At 68.2% G+C, this 16701-nt stretch carries 10 protein-coding genes and 1 pseudogene; 2 read left to right on the top strand and 9 right to left on the bottom strand.

Annotated features, from left to right (window positions below; translation table 11 throughout):
* Window positions 1-42: 42 nt before the first annotated feature.
* Window positions 43-1008: a DUF4434 domain-containing protein gene (locus tag AC5P9I_RS06290; RefSeq protein ID WP_049468293.1), complete on the top strand. Its 966-nt coding sequence runs from the start codon at window positions 43-45 to the stop codon at window positions 1006-1008.
* Here the strand turns inward: AC5P9I_RS06290 and AC5P9I_RS06285 are convergent.
* The 8 genes and pseudogenes from AC5P9I_RS06285 to AC5P9I_RS06250 all read right to left on the bottom strand — a co-directional run bounded on the left by AC5P9I_RS06285 (window position 1002) and on the right by AC5P9I_RS06250 (window position 14671).
* Window positions 1002-3836: an NfrA family protein gene (locus tag AC5P9I_RS06285; protein ID WP_088476241.1), complete on the bottom strand. Its 2835-nt coding sequence runs from the start codon at window positions 3834-3836 to the stop codon at window positions 1002-1004. The genes AC5P9I_RS06290 and AC5P9I_RS06285 overlap by 7 nt on opposite strands.
* Window positions 3833-5980 (bottom strand): glycosyl transferase family protein, encoded by a 2148-nt coding sequence (locus AC5P9I_RS06280; RefSeq protein WP_049468298.1) that lies wholly within the window; start codon window positions 5978-5980, stop codon window positions 3833-3835. Before AC5P9I_RS06280 ends, AC5P9I_RS06285 begins: the two co-directional genes overlap by 4 nt.
* A gap of 6 nt (window positions 5981-5986) precedes the next feature.
* Window positions 5987-8188: pseudogene (locus AC5P9I_RS06275) on the bottom strand (hypothetical protein).
* Window positions 8185-9369, bottom strand: a complete 1185-nt coding sequence (gene wecB, locus AC5P9I_RS06270; protein WP_064237632.1) for a non-hydrolyzing UDP-N-acetylglucosamine 2-epimerase — start codon at window positions 9367-9369, stop codon at window positions 8185-8187. The pseudogene AC5P9I_RS06275 and the gene wecB overlap by 4 nt, the downstream one beginning before the upstream one ends.
* Before the next feature lie 266 nt (window positions 9370-9635).
* A complete protein-coding gene (locus AC5P9I_RS06265) occupies window positions 9636-10670 on the bottom strand; it encodes a fimbrial protein (RefSeq protein ID WP_057493413.1) in 1035 nt (344 codons plus the stop codon).
* On the bottom strand, window positions 10661-13225 hold the full coding sequence (locus AC5P9I_RS06260; RefSeq protein ID WP_053462136.1) for a fimbria/pilus outer membrane usher protein: 2565 nt from the start codon (window positions 13223-13225) through the stop codon (window positions 10661-10663). The genes AC5P9I_RS06265 and AC5P9I_RS06260 overlap by 10 nt, the downstream gene beginning before the upstream one ends.
* A 92-nt stretch (window positions 13226-13317) precedes the next feature.
* A complete protein-coding gene (locus AC5P9I_RS06255; protein WP_049468303.1) occupies window positions 13318-14046 on the bottom strand; it encodes a fimbrial biogenesis chaperone in 729 nt (242 codons plus the stop codon).
* Between the two features lie 85 nt (window positions 14047-14131).
* Window positions 14132-14671 carry a fimbrial protein gene (locus AC5P9I_RS06250; protein WP_005415238.1) on the bottom strand — a complete coding sequence of 180 codons (540 nt, stop codon included), beginning with the start codon at window positions 14669-14671 and terminating at the stop codon, window positions 14132-14134.
* 458 nt (window positions 14672-15129) lie between these two features.
* Here AC5P9I_RS06250 and AC5P9I_RS06245 point away from each other — a divergent pair, with 458 nt between their 5' ends.
* Complete coding sequence (locus AC5P9I_RS06245) at window positions 15130-15495, top strand: hypothetical protein (RefSeq protein ID WP_495217346.1); 366 nt, start codon at window positions 15130-15132, stop codon at window positions 15493-15495.
* 22 nt (window positions 15496-15517) lie between these two features.
* On the opposite strand, the gene pncB is transcribed toward AC5P9I_RS06245, so the two are convergent.
* Complete coding sequence (gene pncB, locus AC5P9I_RS06240; RefSeq protein ID WP_053462135.1) at window positions 15518-16699, bottom strand: nicotinate phosphoribosyltransferase; 1182 nt, start codon at window positions 16697-16699, stop codon at window positions 15518-15520.
* Window positions 16700-16701 lie beyond the last annotated feature (2 nt).

The following is a 16701-nucleotide window of genomic DNA, read 5'->3' as shown; positions in this document are numbered from 1 at the left end:
GGCATGCTCCGGCCTGGCCTTCCCACGGATCCGACTTCGCCATTGCGCCGCCGGCTGCTGCGCGCGGCGTTGCTGGCGCCGCTGGCCGGTACGCTCGCCACCCTGCCCGGCTGCTCGCTGCCGGTGCACGTCGATGGCACCTTCCTGCAACCGTGGCGCAGCCATCTGCAATGGGGCCTGGCCGACTGGCAACGCTCGTTGAAGCTGGCCCATGCGCTGGGGTGCCGGCAGCTGGTGCTGCAATGGACCGGCATCGTCGGTGGCAGCGATGGCGACTGGTCACTGCCCGACGGCAGCCTGCAGCAGCTGTTCACTGCGGCCCGCGAGAATGACCTCCGGATCCGCGTCGGCCTGCCCTTCCAGCAACGCTGGTGGCAGGCCATCGGCGCCGACGACGCCACGCTGCAGGCGTTCCTGGCCAACAGCCTGGCGCACGCGCGCAGCTGGTTGGCACAGGCGCCATGGGTGCAGCAGCCGGCCTTCGGCGGCTGGTACCTGCCCTACGAACTGGAGCAGTTCCACTGGGCCGATCCGGCCCGCCAGCAATGGCTGGCGCAGTGGCTGCACGGGCTGGTGCAGGCCGCCAGCGCGCGCGGCGGTGACTGTGCGATCTCCTGCTACTTCAGCCGCCTGCAGTCCGATGGCAATCTGGTCACGCTATGGCAGGCGGTACTGGCCCAGGCCACGCTGCGGCCGATGGTGCAGGACGGGGTGGGTGTTGCCGGCGCCGGCAACGTGCAGCAGCTGCAACCCCTGCTCGACCATTTCCAGGCACAGGACATCGGTTTCGATGCGATCGTCGAACTGTTCCGCGAACTGCCTGGCAGCGCCGCTGATGGCAGCGGGTTCAAGGGCGAAACCGCAGATGCCGCACGCATCCAGCGGCAGCTGGCGTGGGCACGCGGCAGTGGCGCACAGCACGTGCTGGTCTATGCGCTGGAGCCCTGGCTGACCCAGGACACGCCGCAGGCGGCGGCGCTGCGGCGACGCTGGGGGCTGGCTCAGTAGTACAGGATGGCGGTGGCGAACAGGCCCTTGGCGCGCTGCGTATCTCCGCCGCCGATCGCGAAGCGGTACTGCACGGTCAGGTCGAGGTAGGAACGCGGGGTGTTGTAGTGGTCCTCGCGGAACCAGTAGCGCACGCCCACGCCCGGTCCTGCGCCGAGCGACCAGCTGCGTTGCGTATCGTTGAGCGCGAACGACTGCGCCGGGAACAGCGGGTAACGGATGTCGCGCACCCGCGAGCGCTGGTCCAGCCAGTCCGCCCCCACCACCACATACGGCGTGACCACCCAGTGGGTCTGCCCGGCGCCAAAGCGGAAGCTGCGGCCGGCGCGCAGTTCAGCGGCCGCGAACCACTGCTCGCGATGCAACCTCCCGTGGGCATCGCCGATCCGCCGCACCGGCGTGCCGTTGGCATCCAGCGCGTCGAGGGTGAAGTGGGCGCTGTTGTCGTCCCAGGTGTAACCGCCCTGCGCGTAGCCGCTGACCATCCACCACTGGTTGACGTCGGTGCGCAGGTCGGTGCCGTGGTAATAGCCGTAGGTCAGGTAGGACATCCAGCCGCCAGAACCGCTGGCCAGGCGGTAGCGGGCCAGCGTGCTGGCTTCCAGTGGCGGGTTCAGGGCCAACTGCAGGCGGCACTGCACGGCCGCCGATGCCGGATAGACATCACCCGAACGGGTGGCACTGCCGAGGAACTGGCGACGCTCGATGCCGGCGCTCAGGCCGGTCTGGCCGAAGGCGTAGCGCAGGCCGAACGAGGCGATGGTGGACGGCCAGCCGGTGGTGGAACGCGAGCGGCTGAGCCGTTCGGCGCGTGCGCGTGCGTCGGGCGTCGATTCGCCGGTGCACGGGTCCACCGCGCGGATCGATTCATAGGTGCCGCCCTGGTCGTACAGCGTGTTGAGCAGTCGTGCGTAGAGTTCCAGCGTGCCATGGGCGTCGTTGAAGGCCGGCGGTCGCCAGAACGCCTCGAGCGTGCTGAACACCGAATCGCCCGGCGTGCTGATCGCTGCGCCGCCGACATTGGTCGCCGCCTGGCGTGCACCGCGGAAGCCCGCCGAGGCGATCACGCCCCACTCGCGCGAGTAACTGGCGATGGCACTGCGCACGTTGTAGCGCTGGCGCTCATCCAGCGGCAGCTCGCCGGCGTCGGCACGATCAATGGCCGTCCGCAGCAGCGCCACCGCCTGCGGGTGATCGCCGCCGGCCGCGCTGGCGTAGGCCTGGTCAAGCACCACGCTCTTCGGTGCCCTGCCGGTGGACTCGGCGGCACGGAAGTCGGCCAGTGCGCGCGCCGGTTCGTGGGCCTTCTGGTTGAGGTAGCCGCGCTGCATCAGCAGCCCGGCGTCATCAGGGCGTTGCGCCAGTGCCGCGTCCAGGCGCAGCCGTGCTTCGTCCTGCTGGCTGCGGTTGCCTGCCGCCAGCGTGGTGGTCAGCAGCCCCTGCAGGCTCGCGTCCTCCGGTGCGAGCTGCACGGCCTGCCGCGCCTCGCCGATGGCCTCGGCGTAGTCCTGCCGCGCGTAGGCCGCATACGCGCGCTGTGCGGCACCACCGTCGCCCTGCAGGTCGACCGGCATCAGCGTGCAGGCATCACCGGTGTCAGCAGGCGGGCAGTGCTGGAACGGCGCCGGATACGCCTGCGCACTCAAACCCGCAGGTGCACGACTGGACCGGATCGCCTTGGCGCGCTGTTCGATGCCCTGCTGCAGAAGCTGCTGCGCGCGTGCGTCGCCCGCATCCGTGGGCGACGCCGCCTGCAGTGGCGCCAGCAGTGCAGCCGCACGTGTGCGGTCCCCAGCGGCCAGGGCCGCATCCACGGCCAGCAGGCGCACGTTGCGCTGCTGCATGGTTGACCCCGGCGCGGCGAGTGCGGCGTCGAAGTCTTCATTGGCCAGCAGGGTGTTGCCCTGGCGCTGGCGCAGATAACCACGCATCACCCGGGCATTGAGATCCCCGCCGTCGGCCTGCAGTGCCTGGTCGGCGCTGCGCTCGGCGTCGGCCAGCTGCCCCTGCTGCAGCTGCGCGGTGATCAACAGCCACCGGTACGAAGCAACATCCGGCGCCAGTTCGACGGCGGCACGTGCCTGCGCAACGGCCGCGGCATCATCCTGCGTGGACAGCGACCGATACGCCTGCTGGGCCTGCAGCAGCGCGCGCTGTCGATCCAGCGCCACGCGCCGGGCGCGCAGTTCCTCGACGTTCGGTGCGCCCAGCTGCAGCGCCGTGCCGATGGCTGCGTCGGCCAGTTCGGCCTGTTGCTGTGCTTCCAGCGCCGCCACCCACAGCATCGCCCAGGCGCCCTGCTTCGGCTGCTGGCGGAAGGCCTGCTCGGCTTTGCTGGCCGCTTCCCCCATGCGCCCGGCGTCATAGGCGGCATAGGCCTCGGTGGCCAGCGTGTAGGCCTGCTGCCTGGCGCGGTCTGCGCCGCTGCCGGCCGCACGCGGTGGGGAGGATGCGCGCGTGCCCCTGGCATCCGGGGGCGTGCTGCGTGCAGCGGTGGCAGCGGCCAACGCCGGCAAGGCCGGATCCTTCAACCCCGCATCCAGTGCACGGCGCGCCTGCTGCTGCGCCTCCGCCGGCCGGCCCAGTTTCTGCAGCGCGTAGATCTGCAGCAGGCGCAGCCGCACCACGTCCGGGCGCAGCCGGATCGCTTCGGTGGACTGCTGGTAAGCCGCTTGATAGTCGCCGCGCTCGTAAGCGGCGAAGGCCTGCTCGGCGACGCGGTATGCAGCACCGGACAGCGGCAGGACCGCATCGGCCTGTGCCAGTACCGGCGTGGCGGCCGTGGCCAGTGCCACGGCAATGACGGTGGACAGCAGCGTGGTCTTCATGCCGGCAAGGCTCCGGGAGGCGGCGACTGCAGCACGGCCGCACGCCGGCGCTGCTCCTGCATGGCCTGGGCGACGGCGTCCTCGGTGGTGACGCCCTGCTTGACCAGGTAGTCGCCGATGCGGCCATCGCGCTGCGGCTTGTAGGCATCCAGTGCGATCTCGAAGCGCGCGTGGTCGATCAGGCGCATCTCCACCAGCAGGTCCCCGAGCAGCGGCACGTTGTCCAGCTGCCAGTCCCGGTCACTGCCGATCAGGCGCAGCCCTGCGTTGATCTCGCTCTCGCGGGCGATGCTCTGTTCGATGTGGTCGCTGCGGGTTTCCTGCTTGAGCAGCGCCAGTGCCTCCTCGGGCAGCGGGCTGGCCACGGCCAGCCGCAGGGTTCCCGGCTGCCGCGGCGGCAATGGCAGCATGCGCCATTGCACGCAGGCGTCGGCACTGACCGGGAACGGGCCGGCCCGCAGGTAATCCACGTCGATCACCGCACGTGGCAGGTCGCCCTGGAAGGCAATCGCCTCGGCCAGGGTCTCATCATCCAGCCACCCCTGGGTGAGCAGGATGCGCCCCAGCGGCTGCTGCCGGCCGTCCTGCTGCTGCTCCAGTGCCTGCTGCAGGCGCTCCGGCTCCACCGCCTGCCAGGTGGTCAACAGTTCGCCGAGCTGCTTGCGCGTCTGCACCAGCTGCGCCGCATCCGGGAAGTCGTGCATGGTCTTGTCCCAGACCATGCGCTTGCCGAACAGCAGGTAGGCCAGGAACACCTTCCACGCGCGGGCGGTGGCCATGAAGTTGATCATGTTGCCGACCACCATCCGCGGAATCGACATCAAGGCATGCTCCCAGCCGTACAGCCGGTTGACGAAGTAGAAGCGCTGCACGACGCGGGTAGCCAGCGCTGCGGTGGTCAGCAGCGCCACCGTCATCTGCCAGGTGCCGGCCTGGAACACGCTGGGAAACTGCATCGTCCAGACCCCGGTCATCTTCAACAGCCAGAACAGCAGCAGCTGCAGGAAGATCAGGTAGGCAATGATGCTGACAAACGAGGTGATGATGCCCTTGCGGTCGCGCGCCAGCAGGTACTTGGTGGCCAGCGAGCCTCGCCAGCCCAGCGACTCCCAGCTCTGCAGGCCGATGCCCAGCACCCAGCGCGCCTTCTGCCGGTAGGAGGCGCGGAAATTGTCGGGGAAGTACTCGCGCACGCACAGGGCCATCTGCTGGGTGCGCTCGCGCACCGGCCCCCAGCCGAACCATGAGGGGCGGCGCACGCGGAACTGCACCGGGAAGCGGGCGAAGATCGACTGCATGCCCATGGCTGCCAGCCGCGCACCCACGTCGTAATCCTCGGTGAGGCTGTCGGTGTTGAAGGGCTGGTTGTCGGTCTGCGCACTCAGGGCCAGCAACGCGCGCCGCGAGAAGCAGGTACCGACGCCGGCCGACGGTACCATCCCCGAAACGCTCTCGCGCACCACCAGGTCCTTGGCGTGCCATTCGGCGAACTCGTCCATGTAGACCCCGGCCACCAGTTCGTACCACTCGCGGTCCAGCGAGGTCACCGGCAACTGGATCATGTCCTTGCGTGGCAGCAGGTAGTTGTAGAACCGCAGCTCCATCGGGTGCAGCACGTCCTCGCTGTCGTGCAGGATCACCCCGGCGAACTCGATGTCGTGGCGCTTCTCGTAATCGAAGATCGCCAGGATCAGCCAGTTCAGGCAGTCGGCCTTGCTGGTCGGCCCGTCGTGCGGTACTTCCACGCGGCGCAGGCGCTTGTAGCGGCGACGCATGCGCTCGACCTCATCGATGGTCTGCTGGTCGTTGGGATAGGTGCCGACGAACACGACGTACTCGCGGTAATCGAGCACGTTGATCATGTTCTCCACCATCTGCGCGATGACGTCGTACTCCATCCACGCCGGCACCATGATCGCCAACGGCTGCTGCGGGCGCTGCAGCAGGTCGTCCTGGGTCAGCGGCCGGTATGCGTCGCGGCGCTTGATGGTCAATGCCCGCCAGCTCTCGCGCACCCAGTACCAGACGTCGATGAACAGGTCATCGAGGCTGGAGATCAGGATCAGCACGGCCACTGCCGCCGCCGTGGTTTCCAGGGCGGCGTAGTAGTTGGCCAGCTGGATGTTCCAGAACAGACCGTCCACGGTGGATCAGTGCCCTGCGTTGGCGGACTTGCGGCGGCGCACCTGGGTGACGCGGGCGGCCAGCAGCGCGAACACGATCACGCCGACCAGCAGCAGCAACCAGACCATGTGCCGTTCCCACTTCGATTGCGGGTTGCCGTCCTGCGCGACGCGCGTGCCATAGGGATCCTGGCGGTCGAATTCGCGCACGGCGTCACTGCCGTCGAGCACGGCCAGGTCGCCCTTCAGCAGCCGGAACGGTGCGCCGAACGACGGTGCCTGTGCGCCCAGGTCGCTGTACAGCACGCCCAGCTGGCCGCCGGAGGTGCCCACCTGTACCACGGCGGCGCGATCCAAGCCGCTGACATCCAGCAACGGCTGCGACGTGCCCCCGATCCGCAGGTGGCCGTCCTTCAGGCCGGCCACATCAACCCCGGCCGGCGCCACGGCGAAGGCCAGCCACGGCGCACCCGGGCTGACGGCGGCACCGGCGTCGACCACCTTCAGTTCCGACGCTTCCGGCGAGGCGCCCACTGCACTGGCCACGGCGATGACCTTGCCCAGCGAGGCCGGCGCGTCCTGCAGCCACGCGCCGGGCACGAACACCTGGTTACCGCGCGACAGCTGGCTGCTGGCACCGACGAAATCATTGCCCAGCGATCGCTTGGCCAGGGTCAGATGGCTGCTGGGCAGGATCGAGACCGGATAGCCCGTGGCCGGATCGTGGCAGTAGGGACGCGCCGGCTGGCGCAGGAAGCTGACGCGGATCTCGTTGCGTGCCGACAGCGCGTAGGCCGGCACCTTGGCCACCAGGCGTTGCGGCTGGCCGTTGGCCGACAGCACCTTGCCGCCCAGCAGGTAATCGTTGAGGTAGATCGTGGCGACCGCGCCCTACCCGGCCGCGTTGGGGGCCGCCGAGACATCGATCACCACCTGCTCGGGCAGGCGGCCATCGGCCGACAGTGCGCCGAGGTCGAAGCTGGCGCTGCGGTCGGCGCGGGTCACCACATCCATGGTGCCGGCGATGTTGCCGAGCCGGCTCAGCAGCACCTGGTCACCGTCCAGTCTGGGCGTGCCCGCTGCGCTGACCTGTAGGCTGCGGCCCAGTGCATAGCTGCGCCACTGCTCGGCGAGCAGCCCGGCGACCTTGCCCGCCGCCGCCGGATCGACCACCAGCGTCGGACGCCCGGCAACGGCCACCACGCCGACCGAGGCAGTGGCTGCGGGGTTTTCCAGGCCCGCCATGCCACCCGCGCGCCACGCGGCGAACGCGCTGCCTGCATCCGCACCGGCTGCGCCGACCTGCGCGCCCAGCGCATCCAGCGCCGCGCGCACGCCGGCGCGCAGTGCATCGCTGCCAATCATCACATCGGCAGCCAACGGCCCGCTGTCGCGCAATGTCAGCAGCGCGCCTACTTCGGCCAGATCCCTGATCGCATGCGCGCGCTCCCCCGTGGCCAGCGCAGCGTAGGCCGGCACGCCCTGCAGGCTGGCCGGGATGCTGATACCGGCCAGGTCGACGCTGTCACCGACCTTGGGCAGGGCCACCACCTGCACCTGCTTGCCGCCGGCCTGCAACGCGGTACCGATGCGCCAGGCCGCATCGTAGGCCGGTGCCTGCAGCGCCTTGCCATCCACCAGCAGGCGCACCCGCGGTGGCAGCGCCCCCCAGGCCTTGGCCACGGTATCCACGGCGCGGCCGTCGAAGCGGTAGCTGAAACGCGAGTCCGGCGACAGCCGCAGCACGTTGGCCGGCGCGCTCTGGTCGGCGCACTGGTAATCGGACACGATCGACCACCAGCCGACGCCGACGCGCACGAAGCCGCTCGGGCGGGGTTCGCCGTCGATGGCCAGCAACTGGCTGGCATCGCCCTGCGCATCGGTGATCGAACGCGCCGCGATCGGGTCGCCATCGACCGACCACAATCCCGAGGTACGCCCGGCGTGGCCGCGTACATAGCGCCCATCCAGCTGCAGCTGCGCGTCGCGGGTGGCGACTCCGGCCGGCACCGGCAGATAGACCTCGCGCTGGCTTTCCTGCCCGCTCAGCACCAGTGGCTGGCGGAAACCGAGTTCGCGCAGGGTCATCTGCCGGTTCACCGTGCTGTCGCTGCTCCATTCGGTGAACTGGCCGGCGACGGTGTCAGCGGCATGGGCAGTACCGACCACGCCCGACAGGACGAACGCGGCGGCGGAGGCAAACAGGGGGGAGCGGCCGGTCAGGGTCATGGCGTCACTTCATGCGGAAGGGGCTGGGCGGCACCGCCACTGCGGAGACCGGGCGTGAACTCGGGAAGGGGCATGCCGCGCAGCGCGGCGACGATGCGCGCGCTGGCGCGGCCATCACCGTAGGGACTGGCATCGGGGTCGAAGCGGGTCGGCTGCGGTGGCTGGGCCAGTGCCGCGTTGACGCCCGCGACGATGCGCGAGGGCGTGGTGCCGACCAGCGTCACCACACCGGCCTCGACCGCCTCGGGGCGCTCGGTGACGTCGCGCATCACCAGCACCGGCTTGGCCAGGGCCGGCGCTTCCTCCTGCACGCCACCGGAGTCGGTGAGGATGACGTCGGCGCGCTGCATCAGGCGCACGAAACGCAGGTAATCCTGCGGCGGCACCAGGTGCACGTTGTCGAGCGTGCCGAGGTGGGCATTGACCGGTCCCTGCACGTTCGGATTGAGGTGCACCGGGTACAGCACCTGCAGGTCCGGCCGCCGGGCCAGTTCGGCCAGCGCACGGCAGATGTCCTCGAAGCCCTGGCCGAAGCTCTCGCGGCGATGGCCGGTGACCAGCAGCAGGCGGCGCCCGGGGTCGAGCATGTGGAAGGGTTCGTCGGCCCGGGCACGCAGTGCCGGATCAGCATCCAGGCGCTGCACGGTCTGCTGCAGGGCATCGATGACGGTGTTGCCGGTGACCAGGACCTGCCCCCCCAGGTGTTCACGGGCCAGGTTGGCACGCGAGCCCGGGGTGGGCGCATACAGCTGCTGGGCGACCACATCGATCACCCGCCGGTTCATCTCCTCCGGCCAGGGCCGGTGGATGTCGCCGGTGCGCAGGCCGGCCTCGACATGGCCGATCGGGATGCGGTGGTGGAACGCGGCCAGGGCGGCGGTCATCGCCGTGGTGGTATCGCCGTGCACCAGCACGTAGTCGGGGCGGACCTGCGTGTAGAGCGCATCGAGCCGCTCGAGCAGCCGGGCGCACAGGCCATTGAGGGTCTGGTTGGGCACCATGACGTCGAGGTCATGGTCGGCGGTGATCTCGAACAGCGACATCACCTGGTCGAGCATCGCGCGGTGCTGACCGGTGATGCAGACCACCGATTCGATGTCCGCGGCCTGGGCCAGGGCGCGCACCAGCGGCCCCATCTTGATTGCTTCCGGTCGGGTGCCGAACACCGACAGGACCTTCACCGGGGCGCTCCGGAAGGACGGTGCTGGAGAATGCCAGGAGCTGTAGCCACGTCTGGATCCTTTCGGCGTTACCGTCCAATGCCCGCAGGCAGGAGACGGTCACCTCATGAGGAAACTCCAAAATCGCGACGTACATCACATTCGATTGATGGTACGTGCGTCGTGGCACTGATCTTCATCGTTGGAAGATCAAGACGCAGTCAACGCCGCCCGTGAGCCGGGCGACGTTGCGGCGGAACGCAGCAGGGACAGCCGCCGGGGCGGCCTTACTCGTACTGGATGGTGAACGTGGCCTGGCCGTTTGCGACACCAGCACCGACCGTGCCGGCCTGGGTCTGCACGTAGCGCGCGCGCAGCGGCAGCGCCATGACGCTGGTCCCCGGCGCCGTGGTGCCGACGTTGATGGTCTGGCCGAAGCGCACTTCGCGCTCGGTGGTGCCATCGCGCTGGACCATCTGGATGCCGATGCGGGTCGCGCTGTTGGCAGCCGCGCTGAGCTTCAGCACGCCCGGCATGTTCGAGCTGTCCTGGTCGGCATCGAGGCGGATGCCGATCTTGCTCTGGTAGGCGGCGACATTGCTGCCCTGGCAGTTCAGCCGGATCTCGAAATCGCGGTCGACGGCCCTTGAGCCGACACCGGTGAAGGTGGTGTTGGGCACGCTGCCGAAGTCGACGGCGATGTTGCGGCTGCCGGCCTGCACTTCGCAGGTCGGGCTGACCACGGTGGTGCCCGAGCCCTTGAAGGTGGAGGTCAGCACCGGTCGGCCGGCGCCATCACCGTCGAAGTAATACGTGGTGAAGCGACCGTTCGGTGCGATCACGCCCGAGCCGGTCTGTGCCGCTGTCTTGATCAGCTGGATGCGGAACGTGCCTCCGACCAGCGAGATGGTGCTGTTGCTGGCGAAGTTGATGGTGTGCGGATAGTAGGTCTGGATCGCGCCGGAGTCGCGGTACAGGCGGATGCCCACGCCCGCCACATCGGTTTCATAGACGTTCGAGAACCCGGCCACCGGACGCTTCTGCGCGGCATTGACGTACTCACCGATCGAACGCCCGCCGGACCAGTCGCAGCGCGCCACGCTGTTCTGCTGGTTGATCGGCTCGCTGATCTCCTTGATCACGCCGCCGACCGGCGTGCTGGGCAGGATCACGATCTGCCCCATGTCCATGGTTACGTCCTGGGCCACGAACCAGCTGTTCTGGATGCGGCACGATGCACTGGCCTGCTGCGCCAGCAGCACGCCCCCCATCACGGTCAAGGCGGCCAGCAGCGTGCGGCCACGGGAAGAGATCATCGGCATGCTGCCTCCAGCGGGATGAAGCCGGTCTTGGACGCATCGGCGCCCGCCGGAACCTGGTAATCGATGGTGCAGCGCTGCTCGGCACCGGCGCCCCACTCCACCAGCAGGCGGCCCTGGTTCTTTTCACTGCGCACGTACAGGCGACCGCCCTGGCTGACCATGCCCACCGGCTGGCCCTGCTCGTCCTTGACCTGCGCACCGAACGGCATGCTGCGGCCATCCGGGTTGCGCACCTGGATCAGCAGCGCGTTGCCCTTGCGGGTGTCGAAGCGCAGGTAGCTGATGGCGCCGGCAAACGGTGCGATCGACTGGCTGGTGCTTTCCAGTTCGACGTCGTGGGCCATGCCCTGCGGGTCGAGGGTGACGGTGTTGAGGCGGTACGGCGACACGTACGGCACCACCGCATAGCCGCGGCCATCGACGCGCAGGCCCGGGGCATTGCTGACGATCGCATCGCGCGCGCCCGGTGCTTCGACCAGCACCATGGTGTCGCCCCGCTGCGGGGTGAAGGTGAAGCCACCCGGATGCACGACCACGCTGCCGTTGGCACCGACCGACGCCTGGCGGAAATCACGCGAGTGGCTGTAGGTGGCGTTCAACGCGGAGTAGCGGCTGCGGTACTCGGCATTGCCGACCGCGGTGGTGCCACCCTCGCGGGAATCGGACAGGGCCACGCCGTAGCTGAAGTTGTTGTCGACGCCGGCCGAACCGGTGATGCCGACGCGGCTGTTGTCGTAGCCACCACGATCGCGCATGCCCAGATCGGCGCTGAACGACACCGGGTGGGTACCCCGGCCCAGCGGCACGCTCATCGACAGCAGGTACTGGGTATCGGAACGGCCGAGCACGCCCTCTTCGGTGCGCAGCGCCGAGAAGCCGTAGTTCACCGAACGCCAGGCGTTGTTGTAGCCCACCTGGTACTGCTTGGAGGTGCCGGAACGGTCGTAGAAGTCACGCACCGAACCGGTCACGTACAGCGCACCACCACGGCGGCCGAGCGGCTGGTTCAGGGTGACCTGGAACTGGCTGCGCTGGCGGCCACGGGTGGTCGGATCGATGCCGCGCGCGTCCGAATCACGGCCATACAGGGCGTCCTGCAGGCTGTAGAAGCCTTCGGTCGAGTAACGGTAGGCGGCCAGGGTCAGGTTGGTGCCGGTCTCGCCGATCATGTTGCTGTAGCTCAGCCGCACGCTGGCGCCGGTGTGGCTGCCGTAGTGGTCGAACGAGGTACGCGCATGGGTGACGTCGGCAGCGAACGCGCCGACCCGGGTCGACAGGCCGACACCGTACAGCAGCGACAGGTAGCCATCGCTCAGCGCGCTGCCGCCGTACAGGGTCAGCTGGTTGCCGATGCCGCGCTGGTAGGTGCCCTGCACCAGCCAGGGTTCGTCGGCCAGCAGCTTGTTGCGCACCTGGCCTGCGGTCAGCGAGTAGCGCGACACGCCCTCACGCAGCATCTGCGGCACCGAGCCGAACGGCACCTTGAATTCGCGGCGGCGGCCATCGGCCTCGATCACGCTCACTTCCAGGTCGCCGCCGTAGCCGGTCGGGTACAGGTCGTCGATGACAAAGCTGCCCGGCGAGACGGTGGAGGAGTAGATCAGCTGCTGGTTCTGGCGCACTTCGATGCGCGCATTGGTCTCGGCGATGCCGCGCACCACCGGTGCGTAGCCGCGCAGCGAATCGGGCAGCATGCGGTCGTCGCTGGCCAGGCTGGCACCGCGGTAGCCGATCGAGTCGAACAGCTCGCCCGTGGTGTAGGCCTCACCGATGGTGAGCATGCCGCGCACCTGCGGGATGCCGCGCTGTGCGTAGGTGGCGATGCTCTGCCAATGGCGGCCGTCACCTTCGGACCAGGTCAGGTTGGAATCGTGGCGGAACTGCCAGCCGCCCAGGTTCAGGCCGGCATTGAGGCCGAGATAGGCACTGCGGTTGCGCTGGCCACCTTCGACGCGGCTGTTGCTGTCGATGGCATTGAAGCTGTAGCCGACGAAGCCGGCATTGATGCCGCGGTCCCACAGCGCCGGGTTGACGTAGCCGCGCGCCTCACGGCGCAGGAACACCTGCGGAATGCTGAGGTCGTAGCGCAGGTTGCCGCTGTCGTAGACACCGTAGGCGTTGGCCATGCGCTGCTGCACCGGCACGCAGCTGGTGGTGTCGGTCGGCAGCGTCGGGTCCTGCTGCAGCAGGACGGCCTCGCTGTCCACGCCCATTTCTTCCAGCATCGGCAGCGGCAGGCAGGCGTCCACGCGCCCCTGTGCATCGGCCTTGAACTGAAGGTCGCGGCGGCCCTGCCAGGCGCCGTTGACGTAGACATCGACGCGGTAATTGCCGGCCACCATCGGGTTGCCGTTGCTGAAGGCGGCCAGGTCGACCTGCTTGGCCTGGCCGGACAGGAAGCTGGAATTGAACTGGGCCGATTCCGGTGCACGCGCAGTGGCCGCACCGCTCTGCGCCATCAGCGCCTGTTCGCCGAGATTGGCCGGTGCCGCCAACGCCCATCCTGGGCAGGCCGCGCCAACAACCAACAGGCAAAGCGCCTGATGGATCGACAATGTCAATCTGTTTCCGATCACACTGACATTCCTTCAATTCGCCGCACGGCGGCGGTGGCGGGATGCGCAGGCCCATGGCCGGCGCGGCGCGTTCAGCCCCCGGTGCTGTCGAGGCGGACGGTGTGCTCGACCCGGCCGCCGTAATCATTGATGGTGATGAAGCGCACCTGCTGCGTGCCCGCCGGTGCGGCGAACTCCAGGCTCTGCTTCGGCGCGACCATCGCGCCCTTGTCCTCGACCGCCTTTTCACTGCTGCCGGTCACGGCATGGACTTCGGCCAGGGTGACGTGGAAGGGGCTCGGGTTGTCCACCCGCAGGCGGTCGCCGGCGCGGGTCCAGCGCAGCGCTGCCGGTGCGTCGTTGGCGACGCCCTTCAGGCCCTGCGGCCGGTAGAAAAGCTTCAGTCGCGAACGGAACGCGACCTGCAGGTAATTCTGGTCGCCGCTGTCGGCGTTGTCCGGCGACGGCGGTACGTCCAGCACGTTGAGCCAGAACACGGTCTCGCGATCGGTCGGCAGCTGCGCGCCGGAGAAGATCAGGCGCAGCGCCTGGCTGCGGCCCGGTTCGACGCGCGCGATCGGCGGCGTCAGCACGAACGGGGCATCACTGGTGTCGGCGGTCTGGTTGGCGTCGCCACTGTCGATCCAGGCCTGGACCAGTGCGGGCGAGTCGCCCACGTTGTCCACCTGCACGGTGACTTCGCGCGCCTGTGCCGGGTAGATCACCCGCGTGCCATTGACCACCACGCCGGCCAGTGCGTTCTGGCAGAAGGGCAGCGTGAACGCTGCCAGCAGCAGCGCCCGGGGAAAGAGTGCTTTCATCGGAAGTACTACGCTCGAGGGGTGTGGCCAGGGGCCGCGGAACACCGGCCGGCGCGAACGCCGGCCAGTGCGGGCACGACTGCGATCAGTTGTAGATGATCGTGTACTTGACGCTGCTGGTGACGTCGCCCGGGGTGGCGGCGGCAGTGGCGTAGTACTCAGCGTAGTAGTTCAGGTCGGCCGAGCCGTCGGTGCCGACGGTGACCCACTGCGAGTTGGTCTGGGCCAGGCCAGCGCCAGCAGCCTTGATCGGCAGGAACTGGTTGTTCGAGCCCAGCAGCTGCAGCTGCACGTTGGTGGCGGCGTTGGCCGACGCCTGGTTGACCAGACGGCCGCTGTTGAAGTCAACGGTCGAACCCGGCTCGAAGTAGGTGGCGACGTTGCCGGCGCTGCACTTGGTCAGGTTGATGGCGAACGGGGTACGGCCCGCAACGGCACCGGCGGTGGCCAGGGTGTTCTTGGACACGGTCGGCAGGGTCACGGCGAAGTCCTTGCCGCCCGGGGTCGAGATGGTGCAGGTCTTGTCGGTCACCTTGCCATTGAAGGTGATGGTGCCGTCGGCGGCGTTGGCGGCCAGCGGAGCGGCGGCCAGCATCAGAGCGGCAATGAGGTTGATCTTGTGCATTCGCTTTTACCTAACCCTACTGAAGAGATGAGAAGTAGAGGAGGAAGCAAGGAGCACTGCCGGGCTAACAAGACCCATCCTTGCGTCTCACCTGTGGCCGGACTCGGACGTACCTCTCCCTGAATCCGTGACGCAAGTATATGCACAACTGTGATGAAAGTCTCATTATTTTTCTGAACGTCGATTTATTGACGCTCCAAGTGTGACGTGATAGGCGAAATCGTATCCCTGGGCGCGCGGGAGAATTGACGCAGCCATGGGCGGGGCACAAGCGACCGTAAATGACGCAATGGCTGACGCGTTCGGCATGCGCGAAAACAGGCTTTTTCAGGCGGAAATCGCTTTGTTTGATGCGCATCACTCTTTCTTGGTGATGGCCCTAGCAGATTCGGAATCGTCCTATTAAAGGCTGATCGAACCTGTCGCTAACTAGGACACACCGAACCAGAGAACGTGTCATGAGGAACTCCATTCTGCTGTGCGTGGCCCTGATGTCCGTCAGTGCGCTGGCCCAGGCCAGCAGTGGCAGCATCCGTTTCAGCGGCCGCATCGCCGAGCCGGGCTGCACGACGAACCTGTCCCAGGGTGAGCTGAGCCTGGCCGGGTGCCCGCCATCGGCCAAGGGCTCGACGGTGGCCGTGACGGCGCTGGCCGATGGCCAGGCCGCGACGCTGCGCGATGGCAAGCGCCAGGGCCAGAAGCTGTCGGTGTCGGCCAGCGCGATGCGCGCCGGCGATATCGCCTTCTCCGAGCGTTACAGCGTGCAGGCCGCCAAGCAGCAGCCGCTGCAGGGCGCCTACCTGGTGGTGGTCGACTACCTGTAAGCGCCGTTGAGGGCCGGCGGCGTTACGCCGGCTGAGGCAGCTCGAAAACCTGGCGCAGGTAGGCCAGGTAACCCGGGTCGTCGCACATACTCTTGCCCGGCGAATCGCTGAGCTTGGCCACCGGCTGGCCATTGCAGCGGACCATCTTGATGACGATGTTGAGCGGCGTCGGCCCCAGATCATTGGTCAGGTGCGTGCCGACGCCGAACGCGACCTGGCAGCGCCCGCGGAAGTAATCGTACAGGCGCATCACCTTGGCAATGTCCAGCCCGTCGCTGAACACCAGCACCTTGCTGCGCGGATCAACCCGGCGCTGCTGGAAGTGCGCCAGCATGCGGTCGCCCCAGTCGAACGGATCGCCGGAGTCGTGGCGCACGCCGTCGAACAGCTTGCAGAAATACATGTCGAAATCGCGCAGGAACGCGTCCAGGCCCACCACGTCGGACAGCGCGATGCCGAGGTCGCCACGGTATTCGCGCGCCCACGATTCCAGCGCCGCCACCTGCGAATCCCGCAGGCGCGGGCCCAGTGCCTGGAATGCCTGCAGGTACTCGTGCGCCATGGTGCCGTGCGGGGTCATGCCGTACAGGCGGGCGAAGTGCACGTTGCTGGTGCCGACCAGCTGCGGGCCGAGGGCGTCGCGCAGCAGCGGCAGCAGGCGGGCATGCCAGTCACGCGAGTAGCGGCGGCGGCTGCCATAGTCGGCAATGCGGCACTGCTCGAAGCCGGGGGTATCGCGCAGCAGCGCGGCCTTGGCCTGCAGGCGGCGCTCACCTTCGGCGAAGTCGGCCGTGGTGGTGTTGCGGAACCACACTTCGTTGATGATCGCCAGCAGCGGCACTTCGAACAGGATGGTGTGCAGCCACGGGCCGGTGATGTCCAGCTCGATCTCGCCGGGCACGGCCGTCGACGCGCGCAGCTGGATGTACTTGCGGTCCAGATGGAACAGGCCGAGGAAATCGGCAAAGTCCGGCTTCACGAAGCGCAGGCCGCGCATGTAGTCCAGTTCCGCGTCGCTGAAACGCAGGCTGCACAGGTGGTCGATTTCTTCGTCGATCTGGTCGATGTAACGGGCCAGGTCGATGCCGGGGGTGCGGCACTTGAACCGGTACTGCACCTGGGCGCCGGGGTGCTGGTGGAGCACCGCCTGCATCATGGTGAACTTGTACAGATCGGTGTCGAGCAGGGACTGGATGATAGGCATGG

This window comes from Stenotrophomonas sp. YJH_SMC_29 (assembly GCF_059371235.1).
The sequence above is the reverse complement of the archived record's forward strand: the minus strand, read 5'-3'. Positions and strand labels throughout refer to the sequence as shown.